At 60.1% G+C, this 710-nt stretch carries 1 protein-coding gene; it reads right to left on the minus strand.

What is annotated here, in order from left to right; genetic code table 11:
* A partial coding sequence (locus tag AWB81_RS43855; RefSeq protein ID WP_200822662.1) for a PQQ-dependent sugar dehydrogenase occupies positions 1-710 on the minus strand: 710 nt, incomplete at both ends.

The raw sequence follows: 710 nt of genomic DNA on the forward strand, positions 1-710 counted from the left end.
CGCCATACAGCGTTGCCGACGTCGTCAGCCACGAGCAAGGCCCCATGCGCGTCCAGTGCGACGCCAACGGGTCGACCCACGGCGTCGCCGTCTGCCGTCAGAAAGCCGCTCAGGAAATCCTCAGGTACGCCAGCAGGTTTTCCATCGACAAATGGCACGAACACCACCTTGTAGCCGGTACGCGGTTTACGGTTCCATGATCCATGCTGCCCGACAAATGCGCCTCCACGATAACGAGGCGGGAACAGCGTCCGGTCGTAGAAGACCAGACCTAGCGAAGCCGTATGATTGCCGAGCGCATAGTCCGGCACGATGGCCTTTCCAACCAGATCGGGGCGTTGCGGTTTGACACGGGTGTCGATGTGCCGGCCGTAATAGCTATAGGGAAAGCCATAAAAAGCGCCATCTTTCACGGCGGTCATGTAGTCGGGGACAAGATTGTTGCCGAGATCGTCCCGCTCGTTGACTGCCGTCCACAAAGCGCCGCTGTCCGGTTGCCAGGCAAGTCCGTTGCCGTTGCGCAATCCAGTCGCATAGGGCCGCACATGGCCCGTGTCGATGTCGAACACGAGGATACGCGCTCGACCTTCTTCGGCGTCGATTCCATTTTCCCCTGCGTTGCTGTTCGACCCCACCGTGATGTACAGATGCTTGCCGGAGCGGTCGGCCAGGATATTTTTGGTCCAGTGATGGTTGATCGGCCCGGCCGG

It is taken from the genome of Caballeronia arationis (assembly GCF_001544975.2).
In the GTDB taxonomy this organism is placed as follows: Bacteria; Pseudomonadota; Gammaproteobacteria; order Burkholderiales; family Burkholderiaceae; genus Caballeronia; species Caballeronia arationis.